Source organism: Pseudomonas sp. RW409, assembly GCF_003184125.1.
Taxonomy (GTDB): Bacteria; Pseudomonadota; Gammaproteobacteria; order Pseudomonadales; family Pseudomonadaceae; genus Aquipseudomonas; species Aquipseudomonas chlororaphis_I.
In genome coordinates this window covers 1121753-1137657 of the sequence record NZ_QHHP01000042.1, presented here as the reverse complement: position 1 = coordinate 1137657, position 15905 = coordinate 1121753, and the positions used below count along the sequence as shown (strand labels likewise).

Here is a 15905-nt window from a genome sequence, read left to right as displayed (position 1 = left end):
GAAGGTGTGGAGCATCTGGTGCGGCGTGGAGCCGAGTTCGTCCAGGGTGACTTGAGCGATGCCGACCTGGTGCGCGACCTGTGCCGCGATGTCGATGCGGTGGTGCACTGCGCGGGGGCGGTGGGGCTCTGGGGGCGCTATCAGGATTTCCACCAGGGCAACGTGCTGGTCACTGAAAACGTGGTCGAGGCTTGTCTCAAGCGCCATGTCCGGCGCCTGGTGCACCTGTCGTCGCCGTCGATCTATTTCGACGGTCGCGACCATCTGGGCCTGACCGAAGAACAAGTGCCCAAGCGCTTCAAGCATCCTTATGCCGCCACCAAATACCTGGCGGAGCAGAAGGTGTTCGGCGCCCAGGAGTTCGGCCTGGAGGTGCTGGCGCTGCGTCCGCGTTTTGTCACCGGCGCCGGCGACATGAGCATTTTCCCGCGCCTGTTGAAGATGCAGCGCAAGGGCCGCCTGGCGATCATCGGCAACGGCCTGAACAAGGTCGACTTCACCAGTGTGCAGAACCTCAACGAAGCGCTGCTCAGCAGTCTGCTGGCCAGCGGCTCGGCCCTGGGCAAGGCCTACAACATCAGTAACGGCGCGCCCGTGCCGTTGTGGGACGTGGTGAACTATGTGATGCGCCAGATGGGCGTGCCACAGGTCACGCGCTACCGCTCCTTTGGCCTGGCCTACAGCGTGGCGGCCCTCAATGAAGGTTTCTGCAAGCTCTGGCCGGGCCGTCCGGAGCCGACCCTGTCGCGCCTGGGCATGCAGGTCATGAACAAGAACTTCACCCTGGATATCAGCCGCGCCCGCCATTATCTGGATTACGAACCGAAGGTCAGCCTGTGGACCGCCCTGGATGAATTCTGCGGCTGGTGGAAGGCCCAGGACATACGCTGAAAATAAACACTGAACCGAGTTCGGGGTTCAGGGTCGATCAGGGCGGCGGGTTAGCGGTTTATACTCGCCGCATTCAGCTATCACCGCGGTTTTAGAAAGGTTGCCCCATGCGTAACGATGCCAACGACGACTTCGACGATGTTCCAAGCCTGCGTGCCGATACCCTCGACGATGATTTCCCGACCACCGTCGCGGGCCGCGCGCGTACTTCGGTGCATTCGCGCAGCGTGCCGGTAACCAAGGTCAAGGCGCCGAGTGCCGGGCCGCTCTGGGCGCTGGTCGGCGCCTTGTTCTTCGCCTTTATCGGCCTGGCCTGGTGGAGCTTCCAGCAGATCTCGCTGATGGAGCAGCAACTGGTCGCCACCCAGGAGAGTTTCGCCCGCATCAGCGAAGAAGCGGCGGGACGCCTGCAGGATATTTCCGGCAAGGTGGTTGCCAGCCAGTCCAGCGTCAACAGCGACAGCGAAGCCTTGAAGCTGCAGATCAAGCAGCTGGAAAGCCGCCTGCAGGACCAGGGCAAGCAGCAGCAAGGCGTGGCCGGGCAGGCCACGGACCTGGACAAGCGCCTGGCGCAGATGACCGCGCAAGCCACCGAGCAGCAGGCGGCCAATACCCAGTTGCAGGCCCAGGTGAAATCCTTGAGCAGCGAACTGGCGGCCCTGAAGAGCGCGCCTGCCGACACCAGCAAGGTCGATGCCCAGTTCAAGAGCCTGAACGCCGAGATCGCCGCCTTGAAAAGACAGGGCAACCCGAGCGCCGCCATCGAACGCCTGGAGCAGGACATCATTGTGCTCAAGAGCCAGCAGGACAATCGTCCCGCCGCTGCCCAGGGTGGCACCAACACCGCCGAGTTCGATGCCTTCCGCGGCCAGGTCACCCGCAACATCAATACCCTGCAGAGCCAGATCCAGAATCTGCAGCAGCAGCTCAATACCCGCCCCTGACCTTGACCACCTTCCCGCGCCAGGCGTGGGAAGGTCGCGGTCTTGCCTCGCGCCTCCCTGCTTCGCTGAATACTCGACCATATCCCGCAGCCGTCTACGCTCTTGAAACACCAACAAGAACGAGGGACGCGCAATGAGGGGATTGCTGAGAGCCACGGTGCTGGGGTGGCTGCTGGTGTTCTGCACCAGCCAGGTCCAGGCGGCGGACGATGCCACGGCGGCCAAGGCCCTGCTGGAAAAGGCCCTGGCCTATTACCACGACCAGGGTGACAAGGCCTTCGCCGCGTTCAGCCGGCAGGGCGAGTTCGTCGACAAGGACCGTTATGTGTTTGTGGTCGACACCAAGGGGGTGATGCTGGCCAGTGGCGGGCCGTCGTCGGCGCTGATCGGCCGCGATGTTTCCGAAGTGCTCGGGCCGGATCTGCAAAAGGCCTTCAAGGACGCGCTGAAGATTCCCGAGGGCAATGGCATCCAGCAAGCCGAGTACCGCTGGCAGAACTGGACCGACGGCAAGGTCGAGCGCAAGCATGTGTATTTCCAGCGGGTCGGCGAGCGAATCCTCGCGGTCGGCTATTACCTGCCACGGGCTTCCGCCGAGCAGGCCAGGGCCTTGCTGGACAAGGCGGCGAGCGAGCTGGTCAAGGACGAGAAAGGCACGCTGACGGCGATCAACTCGCTCAAGGGCGGTTTCCTGCAGGACGACCTGTATGTGTTCGTGGTCGACCTGGACAGCCAGCGCTACGTGGCCCACGGCACCAACCTGCGGCTGATCAATACCGACTTCAACAAGGTCAAGGACCCGGATGGCAAACCGGTGGGCGAGCCGATCCTGGCGCTGATGGCCGCCCAGGATCAGGGCGAGTATGAGTACCGCTGGAAGAACCCGGTGACGGCCAAGGTGGAAGACAAGCACGCCTACCTGCGCAAGGTCGGGCACTTCCTGGTGGCGGTGGGGTACTACAGCCCGTGAGGGCCGGTCGCCAGCCGGCTCGCGTGTAGATAGAGCTGGCTGGCGATGCTGCTATTTGACCTTGTCTTCACGCCCGCGCAGCAGCGTATTGGGCATGGCGAGCGCCGCCGCCAGCCCCAGCAACGACACCGCCGCGCTGACCATCAGCAAGTGTTTGAAGGTCAGCAGCAGCTCAGCCCGCAAGGCTCCCTGTTCCGGACCCGGCGCGGCATTCAGGCCGTCGAGCAGCACATTGCCCGAGTGGCCTTCGCCGATCAGCGCCGAACCGCTCAACTGGGCGAAGCTGGAATCCTGCAACAGCGCCAGCAGCAGCGCCGACATCAAGGCCACGCCCACCGCGCCGCCCAGGGAGCGGAACAGGTTGGTGGTGCTGGTGGCGACCCCGATGTCCCGTTGCTCCACCGAGTTCTGGCTGCCCACCAGCGAGGTCGGGAATTGCATGCCGGAGGCAATCCCGCTGAACAACATGAACACGCTGCTCAGCAGCACCGCCTGGGGTGGGCTGAAGGCCATGCCGAGAACGGTCAGCGGCATCAACAGGGCGCCACTGAGGATCATCGGTTTGTAGCGACCGGTCACCGAGGTCATGCGCCCGGCGAAGTAGGCGCCTATCGGCAGGCCGATGGCCAGCGGCAACAGGTGCAGCGCAGCGCTGTCGGCACCGGCGCCGGTGACGCTCTGAAAGCGCAACGGCATCAGCACCGTCAGCGAGATGGCCTGGAAGCTGGTGAAGAACACCGTGCACCAGCACAGCATGGCGTTGCGGTTGGCAAACAGGTGCATGGGCAGCAGCGGTTCTTCCGTGCGCCGTTCATGCCAGGCGAACAGGGCCAGGGCGACGACGGCACAGGCCAGCAGGCCCAGCACCTCTTGGCTGCGCCAGGCGTGACCCTGGCCGAAATGGGTGATCGCCAGCAGCAGGGCGGTCAGGCCGATGATCATCAACAGCGTGCCGAGGTAGTCGATGATCGGTTTGCGCTGCGGGATAGGCAGTCCTCGCAGGTTGCGCCTGGCCACCAGCCAGGCGCCCAGGCCCAGGGGCAGGTTGATCAGGAACACCCAGCGCCAGGACAGGTATTCGGTCATGTAGCCGCCGAGAACCGGGCCGGCGACGCTGGCCGCCGCGTACATGCTGCTGAAGTAACCCTGGTAACGCCCGCGTTCGCGGGGCGGGACTATGTCGCCGATGATCGCCTGGCTGACCGAAATCATCCCGCCGGCGCCGATGCCCTGGAAGATCCGCGCCAGCACCAGCTGTTCCATGTTCTGCGCCATGCCGCAGAACAGCGATGCCAGGGTGAACAGGCCCATGCCGAACAGCATCAGCTTGCGCCGCCCGTAGAGGTCGCCGAGCTTGCCGTAGATCGGCACCGCCACGGTCATGGCCACCATGTAGCCGGAAATCACCCAGGCCAGCAGGCTGACGTCCTTGAACTGCGCGGAGATGGCGGGCATGGAGACCGCGACTATGGTCTGGTCCAGGGCGCCGAGGAAGATCGCCAGCATCAGGGCGATCAGTACGCTGCGAAGAGCCAATTGGGGTTGGCCAGGCGGGTTGGGATGGGTCACGAAAGAACCTGCGGGCAGTGATTGACCCGCAAGGGGCAAGGCGAGCGGGAATGCTCGCCAGTGTACTCGATAGGCCCCTACTCGATAGCCTCATAAGGAAGGCCGACGTAATTTTCCGCAATGGTTTTGCGACCGGCCTCGGAGTCGACGAAGTACGCCAGCTCCGACTCGGCGATGCGCTGGCTGAAGTCGTCGGAGTCGGGGAAACGGTGCAGCATCGCGGTCATCCACCAGGAGAAACGCTCGGCCTTCCAGATCCGCCGCAGGCAGATTTGCGAATACTTTTTCAGCAGGTCGGTGCGCTGCTCGCGGTAGACCTTGAGCAGAATGTTGAACAGTGTGCTGACATCGCTGGCGGCCAGGTTCAGGCCCTTGGCCCCGGTGGGCGGCACGATGTGCGCGGCGTCGCCGACCAGGAACATCCGTCCGTATTGCATCGGCTCGACCACGAAGCTGCGCAGTGGCGCGATGCTTTTCTCGATCGACGGCCCGGTCACCAGGCGCTCGGCCAGCTCCTCGGGCAGGCGCTTCTTGAGCTCGTCCCAGAAGCGTTGATCGGACCAGTCGGCGACATTTTCCTCCGCCGGTACTTGCAGGTAGTAACGGGTGCGGGTGGTCGACCGCATGCTGCACAGGGCGAAACCGCGTTCGTGGCGGGCGTAGACCAGTTCGTCGTGGACCGGCGGGGTATCGGCGAGAATGCCGAGCCAGCCGAACGGATAGACGCGCTCGAAAACCTTGAGCTTGTCGGCCGGGATCGACTGTCGGGCGACCCCGTGGAAACCGTCGCAACCGGCGATGTAGTCGCAGTCCAGGCGATGGGGCTCGCCCTGGTAATCGAAGGTCAGGTAGGGCTGGTCGCTCTGCATGTCGTGGGGGCGCACGTTATCGGCCTGGTACAGGGTCCGGGCGCCGACGGCCTGGCGGGCTTGCATCAGGTCGCGGGTGACTTCGGTCTGGCCGTAGATCGTGACGCTCTTGCCGCCAGTGAGGGCGTGCAGGTCGATGGCCACCCGGCGACCGTCGAGGGCCAGCTCGAAGCCGCCGTGCACCAGGCCTTCGGCGTCCATGCGCTGGCTGACCCCGGCCTGGCGCAGCAGGTCGACCATGCCTTGTTCCAGTACCCCGGCGCGGATGCGCCCGAGTACGTAATCCGGGGTTTTTCGTTCGAGGATCAGGGTATCGATGCCGGCCTTGTGCAGCAGCTGGCCGAGCAGCAATCCGGAGGGGCCGGCGCCAATGATGGCGACTTGAGTTTTCAGGGTTTTCATTGTTTTTATGACTCGCAAGCTTCACGCGAACAGGTTCGCTGAGTGATTTTTATGTTTCGAGTGCCTGCATTTTTCACTTGTGATGCTGTCAGTTGAAGGTGAAAACTGAGCCGATACCTGTTCATTTCACCAATCGGTGCGATTATCGCCCGTCACCCAGAGGCCTGGATTGCAGTTATGAATAAGCCTGCCTTGCCTTCAATTCCGGTGTTCAAACTCTATGGGGAAAGCCTGGATTGGCCGACACCGGACCTGCTGCACTGCGAAACCATTTCCAAGCGCAGCCGCGAGCACCATTGGGAAATCAAACCGCATCGGCATGCCGATCTCTGTCAGTTGCTGTTCGTGCATCGCGGGCAGGCCGAGCTTGAGATCGAAGGCCAGCGCACGTTGCTGGGGGAGTCGGCGCTACAGATCCTGCCGGCCCTGTCGGTGCACGGCTTTCGTTTTTCCGAGGACATCGACGGTTATGTGGTGACCCTGGCGGCGCCCTTGATGGCCCATCTGCAAGCCCAGTTGGGGCACTCGGTGAATGCCCTGGCCGTGGCCGAGAGCTACCCGGCGGGCGCCGACGGCGACTACCTGAACAGCCTGTTTGCCGCGTTGCAGAATGAGTACCAAGGGCGTGAGCCAGCGCGGGAAATGCTCATGCATTCGCTGGTCAGCGTGATCATGGTGTGGGTCAGCCGCCAGGCGATCCGGCGCCGCAGTGCCAGCCAGCGGCCGCAGCGGGCACGGGAGTATTTCAATGGCTATATCCAGCTGGTGGAAAACCACTATCGCGAACATGTGAAGGTCGAGGACCTGGCGCACAAGCTGGGGATTTCCGTTTCCCATCTCAATGGCACCTGTCGTGAACTGGCGGGCCAGCCGGCCCTGCAGATCATGCATGAGCGCCAGCTGCTGGAGGCCAAGCGCCTGCTGACCTACACCAGCATGACCATCTATGAGATTTCCGACACCCTGGGGTTTTCCGATCCCACCAACTTCACCCGGCTGTTCCGCCGCCGCGTCGGGATCTCGCCCAAGGCTTTCCGCGACCGCTTGAAGAGCGATCACGAACAGTGACGCCGCGCGTCTGCATCATTTCAGGGAGTTGAGGGTCGCGGTGTGCGGGATGCACTGATCGACGTTGCAACTGGCATAGACACGGGGCTGCTGCCGGGCCTGCTCGACGCGATAGGCCGCTGTTCCATACAGCGCCAGGGTCACGGTGCAGGTGACGAAAATGGCCAGGTATCTTCTTGTTTTGATGTTCATGGCAAACACCTCTGAACGAATACCCCTGCGCGTGTGGGGGTACTGTTATCAGCATAGATCAGCCATAGGGATCAGCCATGGCCGCCGGCCAGGTTGCGGGCAGCGTGTTGAGGGGGTATTCAGCGGTCTTATCGGGTTTTACAGGCCCTTGTCCCACTCCGGCTCCTCGGGGAAACGCAGCACCAGGAAATCCAGCATGCTGCGCAGGGCCACCGGCATGTGTTTGCGCGAGGCATAGACCGCGTACATGGGCATTTGCCGGGGTTCTGCCTGCGGCAGCAGGCGCACCAGTTCGCCGCTGTGGATATACACCCAGGCCTGGTAGGTGGGCAGCATGGCCACGCCGGCCCCGGCCATGGTCGCGCGCAACAGGGTGCTGGCGTCGTTGGCGCTGATATTGCCCTGCACCGGTACCGAAACCTGTTCGCCGTCCTGTTCGAAATGCCACAGGCTCTTGCCGAAATAGGAGTGGGTCAGGCAGTTGTGCTGGCTGAGCTCCTCGACCCGCTGTGGCGTCGGGTGCTCGCGCAGATAGGCCGGGGAGGCGCAGATCACCGAGCGGCATACCGTCAGCCGCCGGGCGATCAGGTTCGGGTCCAGGTCGTTGCTGGCGCGGATCGCCAGGTCGATGCGTTCGTCCACCAGGTTCACCGCGCGGTCGAGCATCTGCAGGTCGATGCTGACGCCGGGGTAGCGCTCGACGTAGGCGGCCATGGCATCCGCCAGCTGGGCCTGGCCGAACGAGGTGCTGGCGCTGATGCGCAGCAAGCCGCGGGGCACATCGTCCGGTTCGCTGACGGCGGCCTGCATGTCCATCGACAACTCGAGCATCTGCTGGCAGCGCGGCAGGATCTCGGTGCCCGCCGCGGTCAGGCTCAGCTTGCGGGTGGTGCGGTGCATCAGCCGGGCGCCGACCCAGTCCTCCAGCTCCGCCAGATAGCGCGAAACCACCGGCCGCGAGAGGTCCAGATGGTCGGCGGCGGCCGACTGGCTGCCAAGGTCGACTACGGTGACGAAGACGCGCATTGCTTGAAGACGATCCATGATTTGCCCGCTTTCAGAAACAAACTATGTCCAAGCATCGCATTTTTTGTAACGAGTGCGGCAACTAAGCTTCATCTCCATCGCCACCTACCCATGGCCACTTACGGCCGACAGACCATCGGAGCTGCACATGATCGGATTCACCTCACTCAAGCGCCTGCTGCTGGCGACCGCCACCCTGGGTTTCGCCGCCCATGCCGCCGCCGTCGAGCCGGCCCTGAAGCTGGATGTGTACAACCCGGGGACTGCGGCGATCTTCCCGGTGACCTCGGTGCTGGTCAGCGGCAAGAAGGAAGCGATCCTGGTGGACGCGCAGTTCGGCAAATCCCAGGCCGAGCAACTGGTGGAAAAGATCCGCGCCAGCGGCAAGCAACTGACCACCATCTACATCAGCCACGGTGACCCGGACTACTACTTCGGCCTCGACACCATCACCCAGGCCTTCCCCAAGGCCAAGGTCGTGGCGTCGCAGCCGACCGTCGAGCACATCAAGGCCACGGTCGACGGCAAGCTCGCGTTCTGGGGCCCGAAAATGGGCGCCGACGTTCCAGCCAAGACCATTGTGCCAAGCGTGCTCAAGGGCCACAGCTTGACCCTGGAAGGGCAGAAGCTGGACATCATCGGCCTGGACGGCAAACAACCGGACCGCACCTTCGTCTGGATCCCGTCGATCAAGGCGGTCGTCGGTGGCGTGGTGGTGGCGGAAAACATCCATGTGTGGATGGCCGACACCCAGACCGCGCAATCCCACAAGGACTGGCTGACCACCCTGGACACCATCGCCGCGCTGAAACCCCAGACCGTGGTGCCGGGCCATTACCTCGGTGAAAGCGCCCGCTCCCTGGTTCCCGTGCATTTCACCGCCGACTACATCAAGGCCTTCGATGAAGAAACCGCCAAGGCCAAGGATTCCGCCGCACTGATCGCGGCGATGAAAAAGCGTTACCCGGACCTGGGCGAAGACAGCTCCCTGGAGCTGAGCGCCAAGGTCGCCAAGGGCGAAATGAAGTGGTGATTCGACCGCTCCCGCGCCTGGCGCGGGGGCATTCCCTGTAAGGCTTTGCGTCACTTATCGGAACTGGAGAACTGTCATGAGCAAGATCGCAATCATTGGTGCTACCGGTCGTGCCGGTAGCCAACTGCTGGAAGAAGCCCTGCGTCGTGGTCACAGTGTCACCGCGATTGCCCGTAACCCGGCGAAAATCGGCAACCGCGCCGGAGTGGTGAGCAAGGCGGTCGACGTGCTGGACGGCGCGGCGTTGCAGGCAGCGGTCGCCGGCCACGATGTGGTGATCAGCGCGGCGCTCTTTTCCACTATCCCGCCCAAGGCCCTGATCGAGCCGGTGAAAAAAGCCGGCGTCAAACGCCTGCTGGTGGTGGGTGGTGCCGGTAGTTTGTTGCTGCCCGACGGCAGCCGGGTGATCGACTCTGTCGGTTTTCCGGAAGAGTACAAGCCAGAGGCCAGTGCCGGTGCGGTGCTCCTCGATACCCTGCGCCAGGAGAAGGAGCTGGACTGGACTTTCCTGTCGCCGTCGGCGGAGTTCATCGAAGGCGAGCGCCGTGGCCAGTTCCGCCTGGGCCAGGACCATCTGCTGGTAAGCGCCGAAGGCAAGAGCTGGATCACCTTCGCTGACTACGCCATCGCCATGATCGATGAGGTGGAAACAGCGAAGCACCCCCGCCAGCGGTTCACGGTCGGTTACTGAGACATCCTGTAGTCGCTGCCGAAGGCTGCGATCGGCTGCGCAGCAGTCGTAAAACCAGACACCGCGTTTTTGCAGGTACAAGGTGTTGACCGGATTACGACCGCTGCGCGCTCGATCGCAGGCTGCGCCAGCGGCTACATCGGCTACAGGGCTATCTGGCCCTGGCCTGTTCCACCAGCCAGTCCAGCAAGGCCCGCAACTGCGGCGATGGCGCTGAGCGATCGGGGTGGACCAGGTAGTAGCCCAGGCCGGTGCGCACCTTCAATGCAAATGGCATGACCAGCCGCCCGGCGCTCAGGTCTTCGCCGATCAATGCCCAGTCGCCAATGGCCACTCCCGTCCCCTGGGAGGCCACCGACATCGCCAGGTCCAGGGTTTCGAAATGCTGCCCCTTGCCGATGTTGTTCAGCACCGTTCCCGAGGCTTTCAACCAGGTATTCCAGTCATGAGTATCCAGGGTCGGATGCAGCAGCATGTGTTGCTGCAGGTCGGCCAGGGTCTTCAGCGCTATCGCCCCTTCGAGCAATGCCGGTGAACACACCGGCGTCAGCTGTTCGTCGAACAGGTGATAGGCGCCGAGGGTGGCGGGGGGCGGGGCGCCGTAGATCACCGCGGCATCGAACTGTTCGCGGCTGAAGTCCACGCCGTGCTGCACTGTGGTGGTCAGCCGCACAGGCACGTCCGGCCGCTCCTTCTGCCACTGCATCAGGCGCGGCAACAACCAGCGCATCACGCAGGTGGACGCCTTGAGTTGCAGGGTGTCGCGGTTTCCCCCGACCTGTTCCACGCCCTCGCTGATCAGGCCGAACACCTGCTCCACCCGTGGCAGCCATTCCCGTCCTTCGCTCGTCAGGCTCAGGCCGCGGGCCTGGCGCTGGAACAAGGCATAACCCAGATGACTCTCCAGGCCGGCGATCTGCCGGCTCACCGCACCCTGGGTGATATGCAGCTGCTCGGCCGCGTGGGTGAAGTTGCAGCAGCGCGCGGTGATCAGAAAGGTGTGCAGCGCGGGCAGGGGCGGGAGGCGTTTCATAAAGGGCCAAGGCATGACGTGAGGACATGGCTAGTATGACTTTTTATCCATTGTTCCCGCTACACGCGGCCCGTTCCAATGACGCCTTCCCCGTGCCTGGCCATGCAGCGGCCAGCCAGGCACACCGTCTCAAGCGAACAAGAAGGGCAAGACATGGCGACGTGCGGCGAAGTGTTGGTCAAGTTACTCGAAGGTTATGGCGTCGAGCAGGTCTTCGGCATTCCCGGGGTGCATACCGTCGAGCTGTATCGCGGCCTGGCCCGTTCGCGCATCCGGCATGTCACGCCGCGTCACGAGCAGGGCGCCGGATTCATGGCCGACGGTTATGCCCGCACCAGCGGCAAGCCGGGGGTGTGCTTCATCATCACCGGCCCGGGGATGACCAACATCACCACCGCCATGGGCCAGGCCTATGCCGACTCGATTCCGATGCTGGTGATCTCCAGCGTGCAGTCGCGCAACCAGCTCGGCGGCGGTCGCGGCAAGCTGCACGAGCTGCCGAACCAGGGCGCCCTGGTGGGCGGCGTGGCGGCGTTCTCCCATACCCTGATGTCCGCGGCGGAACTGCCGGGCGTCCTGGCCCGCGCCTTCGCGTTGTTCCAGGCCGGTCGCCCTCGGCCGGTGCACATCGAGATCCCCCTCGATGTGCTGGTGGAGGAGGCCGATGAGCTGCTCGACAGCGAGCCGGTGAGCATCGCCCGGGCCGGCGCCGCGCCCACCGCGATTGCCCGGATGAGCCAGCTGCTGGCGGGCGCCCGGCGCCCGCTGATCCTCGCCGGTGGCGGCGCGATCGATGCCGCCGCGTCCCTGACCCGCCTCGCCGAATTGCTCCAGGCCCCCGTGGCCCTGACTATCAATGCCAAAGGCATGCTGCCGTCGCGGCACCCGCTGCTGATCGGCTCGACCCAGTCGCTGGTGGCGACTCGCGCCCTGGTGGCCGATGCCGACGTGGTCCTGGCCATCGGCACCGAACTGGCCGAAACCGACTACGACGTGACTTTCGCCGGTGGCTTCGAGATTCCGGGCGCCCTGCTGCGCATCGACATCGACCCTGACCAGACCGTGCGCAACTATCCGCCGAAAGTGGCGCTGGTGGCCGACGCGCACAGCGCAACCGAAGCCTTGCTGGCCGAGCTGGGCAAACAATCGCTGAGCGAGCGCGACAGTGCCTGGGGCACCGCCCGCGCCGCTGCCTTGCGCAACGCACTGGAGCAGCAGTGGGACGCACCGACCCGGGCGCAGACGCGGTTCCTCGAAACCCTAGTGCAGGAGTTGCCGGAGATCGTCATCGTCGGCGACTCCACGCAGCCGGTGTACAGCGGCAACCTGACCTTCAACCCCGAGCGTCCGCGTCGCTGGTTCAACTCCTCGACCGGCTACGGCACCTTGGGTTATGCCTTGCCGGCGGCGATCGGTGCCTGGCTCGGCGGTGCTTCCGAGCGCCATGCCCGGGGCCCGGTGGCGTGCCTGATCGGCGATGGCGGCCTGCAGTTCACCCTGTCGGAACTGGCCTGCGCGGTGGAAGCGCGCACGCCGGTCATCGTGCTGCTGTGGAATAACCAGGGCTATGAAGAGATCAAGAAATACATGGTCAACCGCGACATCGAGCCGGTGGGCGTGGACATCTACACGCCGGACTTCATCGGCGTGGCCAAGGCCCTGGGCTGCGCTGCCGAGGCCATCGACAGCGTCGACGGATTGCGCGATGCGCTGCGCGCGGCCAGCGATCGCCAGGGACCGACCCTGATCGAAATCGACCAGGCCGGCTGGATGCGGGCGGTGCAGGCATGAGCCAGGCAAACCTGTTGAACGGTCTCTACATCGACGGTCAGTGGTGTGCTGGCAGCGAGCTGTTGCCGGTGATCAATCCGTCCACCGAAGAGCCGCTGGCGCTGGTTGGTGGTGGCGACCGGCACAGCGTCGAGCAGGCGGTGACCGCCGCCCAGGCCGGGCTGGTGCCGTGGGCCGCGGCCAGCGGTGCCGAGCGTGGCGCGGTATTGCGGCGGATCGCCGCCGGGGTCGCCGAGCGTCGTGAGCGCCTGATGCACCTGCAGTCGAGCAACAACGGCAAGCCGCAATTCGAAGCGGCCATCGACGTCGACGATGTGATTGCCACCTTCGAGTACTACGCAGGGCTGGCCGAAGGTTTGGACGCCGGCCAGGACCGCGACGTGCCGCTGCCCAGCGATGATTTCAGCGCCCGTGTGCGGCGTGAGCCCTGCGGCGTGGTCGGCTTGATCGTGCCGTGGAATTTCCCGATGGTCACCACCGCCTGGAAGCTCGCGCCGGCGCTGGCCGCCGGTTGCAGCGTGGTGCTCAAGCCCTCGGAAGTCACCCCGCTGCCGGAGCTGGAACTGGCGGCGATTATCGCCCGGAGCGGCTTGCCCAAGGGCGTGTTCAACCTGGTCTGCGGCACCGGGCTGGCGGTGGGTGCGCCGCTGGCGGCCGATCCGCGGGTGGCGAAGATTTCCTTCACCGGCAGCAATGCGGTCGGGGTCCAGGTCATGCAGCGCGCGGCGGAGACGGTCAAGGGCGTGAGCCTGGAGCTGGGCGGCAAATCTTCGCTGCTGGTACTGGCGGATGCCGATCTCGAACTGGCGGTGGAACTGGCCTGCGGCGGCGGTTTTTTCAACGCCGGGCAGATGTGCTCCGCCACCAGCCGGGTGCTGGTGGCCGACGAACTGGCGGACGAGTTCCTGCTGCGCCTCAAGGCGCGGGCCGAGGCGATTCGGGTGGCGGACCCTTTCGATCCGGACGTGGAGATGGGCGCGCTGGTCAACCAGGCGCAATACCAGCGAGTGCTCGGCCATATCGATCGCGGGCTGAGTGCCGGGGCCAGGCTGGTATGTGGTGGCGAGCGTCCGGCGGACCGCGCGCGCGGCTTTTTTGTCCGGCCGACCATCTTCACCGAAGTGCCCCTCGACAGCGCGCTGTGGCGTGAGGAGATCTTTGGCCCGGTGCTCTGCGTGCGCAGTTTCGCCAGCGAGGCCGAGGCCATCGCGCTGGCCAATGACAGCGAATTCGGCCTGGTGGCCAGTGTGGTCGGCAGCGATGTAGAGAACGCCGAGCGGGTCGCCAATGCCTTGCAGGCCGGGCTGGTGTGGATCAACGCACCGCAGGTGATCTTCCCGCAGACCGCCTGGGGCGGCTACAAGCAGAGCAGCATCGGCCGCGAGCTGGGTCCTTGGGGATTGCAGGCATTCCAGGAGATCAAGCACGTGGTTCGCGCGCGCTGAGCCGCGCAAAAAATGCCCCATACCTGGCCAGGAGGCATGGGGTCTTCAGTTTTCGGTGATTGCGCTTATCGGACGCTGCTGCGCAGGCGCGCCATGTCCCGCAGCGGCGGGGCGCCGAACTGGCGGCTGTATTCGCGGCTGAACTGCGAAGGGCTTTCGTAGCCGACCCGGTAACCGGCAGCGGACGCCTCCAGCCCCTCGGTCAGCATCAGGCGCCGGGCTTCCTGCAGGCGCAATTGCTTCTGATACTGCAAGGGGCTCATGGCGGTCATGGCCTTGAAGCGGTGGTGCAGAGTCGACACGCTGAGGTTCACCCCGCGCGCCAGATCGTCGATGCGCAGCGGTTGCTCGTAGTTGCTGTTCAGCCATTTGATGGCCTGGCTGACCCGATGGCCCTGGCTGTTGGCGATGGCAATCTCATACAGCCGGTGGCCCTGAGGGCTGCGCAGCAGCCGGTAGAGAATCTCCCGACGAATCAGCGGCGCGAGCATGGCGATGTCTTTGGGCGTATCCAGCAGGCGGGTCAGGCGCAGCACGGCGTCGAGCATCGGCGTATCCAGGCGCTCCACATACAGGCCGCGGCCGACCGGACGGTTCGGCACCCCCAGCGGCCCGGCATCGGCGATCAGCGTGCTGATCTCGGCCGGGTCGATGTCCAGGCGCAGGGCCAGGACCGGTTCCAGCGGCGAGACATCGGCCAGACGCCCGCTCAACGGCATGGAAACCGAGACCACCAGGTAGTTGAGCGGGTCGTAGTTGAACTCCTCGTCGGCCAGCCGTACTTCCTTGCGACCCTGGGCCATGATGCACAGGGCCGGCTGGGCCAGCACCGAGGCGAAATCGTGGGAGTGGCTGTAGCGCGAGACGAACAGCGACTGGATCGCCGTGGCGTAGCTGCCGTCTTCGCCGGTGTTGCGCGCAATGATCCCGGCCAGCTCCGCCCGCTGTTTTTCCATCTCCGCATCCAGTGGCGGCTGCTGGGTTTCGAGCGATGACATGAAGGCCCCTCCGGGAAGATTGCGAATGGCCACAGCTTAAATTTGTGCAAGCGCCAGGGGTAGGCGAATCCTGCGCAAATCTTGCCTGATCCTGCCGCACGTGCGCGCGAGAGCAGAGCCGGGTCCTGCACGCGGGCTGTCACTTGCTTGAAACAACGTTGTGGTTTTTTTCCGCAGCCAGGTCCGGCCTCGGTGTTGTCCAGCCAGGTTCGCAGGATTGTGCAATGCGCTGGCAGGAATCGACTAACGGCCGTTGCGCCGGACGCTTAATCTTGGATCCTGTCGCAGCCCGTCCCATGGCTGCCTCGACACCACCCTGGGAGGGTCGCACATGTCCACGCATATTCCCGTCAGCCACATGGCATTCGTTCGCGCCCGCGCCGGTCGCTCAACCGAGCTGGGTGCTCGCTTGAGCAGCCTGATCGAACCATCCCGCCAGGCCACAGGTTGCCTGCAGTTCGCCTTGCAGCATTCGCAGTGCGACGCTGATTTGTGGCTGGTCTCCGGATTCTGGAGCAGCCAGCAGGCAATGACCGATTACTTCTGTTCGCCGGCCATGGCGATATTCGCCGAACTGGTCCAGGACCTGGTGGTCAACAGCCTGGATTTCCATACCTTCCGCGACGTCTCGGCGGCCCAGGCCGAAGGCGAATACGCACAACTGAACGGGGCACCGGTACACCAGCTGGCCAGCTGAGGGTTTAGAATGGCCGACTTTCCATTGGCCAGGACCAGCAACATGGCACGTAAAGAGTTTGCAGCATACGAAGCGGTTTCCGCCGTGGTTCCAGGTGAAGGGGGCTACAGCGCCGCCATCGCGGTCAAGGCCCTGGGTGGTTCAGGGGCACCGCGCTTTCACAAGATCCTGGACGACCAGAAATTCAAGACCGCCCACGACGCCGACCAGGCTGCCGCGCAGAAGCTTGAGCAGTTGATCGACGTGAACGAAGACGGCGAACTGGCCTGGGCAACGGCCTGATCCA

16 protein-coding genes are annotated in these 15905 nt (G+C 64.4%); 10 read left to right on the top strand and 6 right to left on the bottom strand.

The genetic code is table 11. The annotated features are described in order from the left end of the window. From DK261_RS32275 to DK261_RS32265, 3 genes are all read left to right on the top strand, one after another. Positions 1-891, top strand: an 891-nt coding sequence (locus DK261_RS32275; RefSeq protein WP_256597620.1) for an NAD(P)-dependent oxidoreductase, incomplete at its 5' end; no start/stop codon positions are given. Between the two features lie 107 nt (positions 892-998). Continuing rightward, positions 999-1835 carry a hypothetical protein gene (locus tag DK261_RS32270; protein WP_038634746.1) on the top strand — a complete coding sequence of 279 codons (837 nt, stop codon included), beginning with the start codon at positions 999-1001 and terminating at the stop codon, positions 1833-1835. Between the two features lie 133 nt (positions 1836-1968). Next, entirely contained in the window at positions 1969-2805 is an 837-nt protein-coding gene (locus tag DK261_RS32265) for a cache domain-containing protein (RefSeq protein WP_053269795.1), read from the top strand. A 51-nt stretch (positions 2806-2856) separates the two neighbouring features. Here DK261_RS32265 and DK261_RS32260 read toward each other — a convergent pair whose 3' ends face one another. Then, complete coding sequence (locus tag DK261_RS32260; protein WP_110177465.1) at positions 2857-4374, bottom strand: MDR family MFS transporter; 1518 nt, start codon at positions 4372-4374, stop codon at positions 2857-2859. Positions 4375-4451: 77 nt separating this feature from the next. Further along, positions 4452-5636, bottom strand: a complete 1185-nt coding sequence (gene pobA / locus DK261_RS32255) for a 4-hydroxybenzoate 3-monooxygenase (protein WP_177411746.1) — start codon at positions 5634-5636, stop codon at positions 4452-4454. Between the two features lie 186 nt (positions 5637-5822). On the opposite strand from pobA, the gene DK261_RS32250 reads away from it, so the two are divergent. Continuing rightward, a complete protein-coding gene (locus tag DK261_RS32250) occupies positions 5823-6713 on the top strand; it encodes a helix-turn-helix domain-containing protein (RefSeq protein ID WP_009050519.1) in 891 nt (296 codons plus the stop codon). 15 nt (positions 6714-6728) lie between these two features. Here DK261_RS32250 and DK261_RS33280 read toward each other — a convergent pair whose 3' ends face one another. Both DK261_RS33280 and DK261_RS32245 read right to left on the bottom strand, forming a co-directional pair. Continuing rightward, positions 6729-6905 carry a hypothetical protein gene (locus DK261_RS33280; protein ID WP_009050518.1) on the bottom strand — a complete coding sequence of 59 codons (177 nt, stop codon included), beginning with the start codon at positions 6903-6905 and terminating at the stop codon, positions 6729-6731. A gap of 138 nt (positions 6906-7043) precedes the next feature. After that, the gene (locus DK261_RS32245; RefSeq protein ID WP_103331426.1) at positions 7044-7949 is read right to left on the bottom strand and encodes a LysR family transcriptional regulator; all 906 of its coding nucleotides are present in this window, start codon (positions 7947-7949) and stop codon (positions 7044-7046) included. A gap of 130 nt (positions 7950-8079) precedes the next feature. On the opposite strand from DK261_RS32245, the gene DK261_RS32240 reads away from it, so the two are divergent. Together DK261_RS32240 and DK261_RS32235 are read left to right on the top strand one after the other, a co-directional pair. After that, positions 8080-8964 carry an MBL fold metallo-hydrolase gene (locus DK261_RS32240; RefSeq protein ID WP_110177461.1) on the top strand — a complete coding sequence of 295 codons (885 nt, stop codon included), beginning with the start codon at positions 8080-8082 and terminating at the stop codon, positions 8962-8964. 76 nt (positions 8965-9040) lie between these two features. After that, complete coding sequence (locus DK261_RS32235; RefSeq protein ID WP_110177459.1) at positions 9041-9655, top strand: NAD(P)-dependent oxidoreductase; 615 nt, start codon at positions 9041-9043, stop codon at positions 9653-9655. Between the two features lie 151 nt (positions 9656-9806). Here DK261_RS32235 and DK261_RS32230 read toward each other — a convergent pair whose 3' ends face one another. Beyond that, positions 9807-10688 carry a LysR substrate-binding domain-containing protein gene (locus tag DK261_RS32230; RefSeq protein WP_110177537.1) on the bottom strand — a complete coding sequence of 294 codons (882 nt, stop codon included), beginning with the start codon at positions 10686-10688 and terminating at the stop codon, positions 9807-9809. Between the two features lie 153 nt (positions 10689-10841). Between DK261_RS32230 and DK261_RS32225 the strand changes: the two genes are divergently transcribed. Together DK261_RS32225 and DK261_RS32220 are read left to right on the top strand one after the other, a co-directional pair. Further along, positions 10842-12479 carry a 5-guanidino-2-oxopentanoate decarboxylase gene (locus DK261_RS32225; RefSeq protein WP_110177457.1) on the top strand — a complete coding sequence of 546 codons (1638 nt, stop codon included), beginning with the start codon at positions 10842-10844 and terminating at the stop codon, positions 12477-12479. Beyond that, positions 12476-13924, top strand: a complete 1449-nt coding sequence (locus tag DK261_RS32220; RefSeq protein WP_110177455.1) for an aldehyde dehydrogenase family protein — start codon at positions 12476-12478, stop codon at positions 13922-13924. The genes DK261_RS32225 and DK261_RS32220 overlap by 4 nt, the downstream gene beginning before the upstream one ends. 65 nt (positions 13925-13989) lie before the next feature. Here the strand turns inward: DK261_RS32220 and DK261_RS32215 are convergent, their stop codons facing one another. After that, positions 13990-14922 (bottom strand): AraC family transcriptional regulator, encoded by a 933-nt coding sequence (locus DK261_RS32215; protein WP_009050511.1) that lies wholly within the window; start codon positions 14920-14922, stop codon positions 13990-13992. Between the two features lie 331 nt (positions 14923-15253). On the opposite strand from DK261_RS32215, the gene DK261_RS32210 reads away from it, so the two are divergent. Together DK261_RS32210 and DK261_RS32205 are read left to right on the top strand one after the other, a co-directional pair. Beyond that, entirely contained in the window at positions 15254-15619 is a 366-nt protein-coding gene (locus tag DK261_RS32210) for an antibiotic biosynthesis monooxygenase family protein (protein ID WP_009050510.1), read from the top strand. 9 nt (positions 15620-15628) lie between these two features. Continuing rightward, positions 15629-15901: a hypothetical protein gene (locus DK261_RS32205; protein WP_009050509.1), complete on the top strand. Its 273-nt coding sequence runs from the start codon at positions 15629-15631 to the stop codon at positions 15899-15901. Positions 15902-15905: the final 4 nt, after the last annotated feature.

Coding starts and splice junctions, on each gene's coding strand:
- DK261_RS32265 (WP_053269795.1), top strand. CDS start 1,969: ATGAGGGGATTGCTGAGAGCCACGGTGCTGGGGTGGCTGCTGGTGTTC.
- DK261_RS32230 (WP_110177537.1), bottom strand. CDS start 10,688: ATGAAACGCCTCCCGCCCCTGCCCGCGCTGCACACCTTTCTGATCACC.
- DK261_RS32240 (WP_110177461.1), top strand. CDS start 8,080: ATGATCGGATTCACCTCACTCAAGCGCCTGCTGCTGGCGACCGCCACC.
- DK261_RS33280 (WP_009050518.1), bottom strand. CDS start 6,905: ATGAACATCAAAACAAGAAGATACCTGGCCATTTTCGTCACCTGCACC.
- DK261_RS32220 (WP_110177455.1), top strand. CDS start 12,476: ATGAGCCAGGCAAACCTGTTGAACGGTCTCTACATCGACGGTCAGTGG.
- DK261_RS32215 (WP_009050511.1), bottom strand. CDS start 14,922: ATGTCATCGCTCGAAACCCAGCAGCCGCCACTGGATGCGGAGATGGAA.
- DK261_RS32210 (WP_009050510.1), top strand. CDS start 15,254: ATGTCCACGCATATTCCCGTCAGCCACATGGCATTCGTTCGCGCCCGC.
- DK261_RS32250 (WP_009050519.1), top strand. CDS start 5,823: ATGAATAAGCCTGCCTTGCCTTCAATTCCGGTGTTCAAACTCTATGGG.
- DK261_RS32235 (WP_110177459.1), top strand. CDS start 9,041: ATGAGCAAGATCGCAATCATTGGTGCTACCGGTCGTGCCGGTAGCCAA.
- DK261_RS32245 (WP_103331426.1), bottom strand. CDS start 7,949: ATGGATCGTCTTCAAGCAATGCGCGTCTTCGTCACCGTAGTCGACCTT.
- DK261_RS32205 (WP_009050509.1), top strand. CDS start 15,629: ATGGCCGACTTTCCATTGGCCAGGACCAGCAACATGGCACGTAAAGAG.
- DK261_RS32270 (WP_038634746.1), top strand. CDS start 999: ATGCGTAACGATGCCAACGACGACTTCGACGATGTTCCAAGCCTGCGT.
- DK261_RS32225 (WP_110177457.1), top strand. CDS start 10,842: ATGGCGACGTGCGGCGAAGTGTTGGTCAAGTTACTCGAAGGTTATGGC.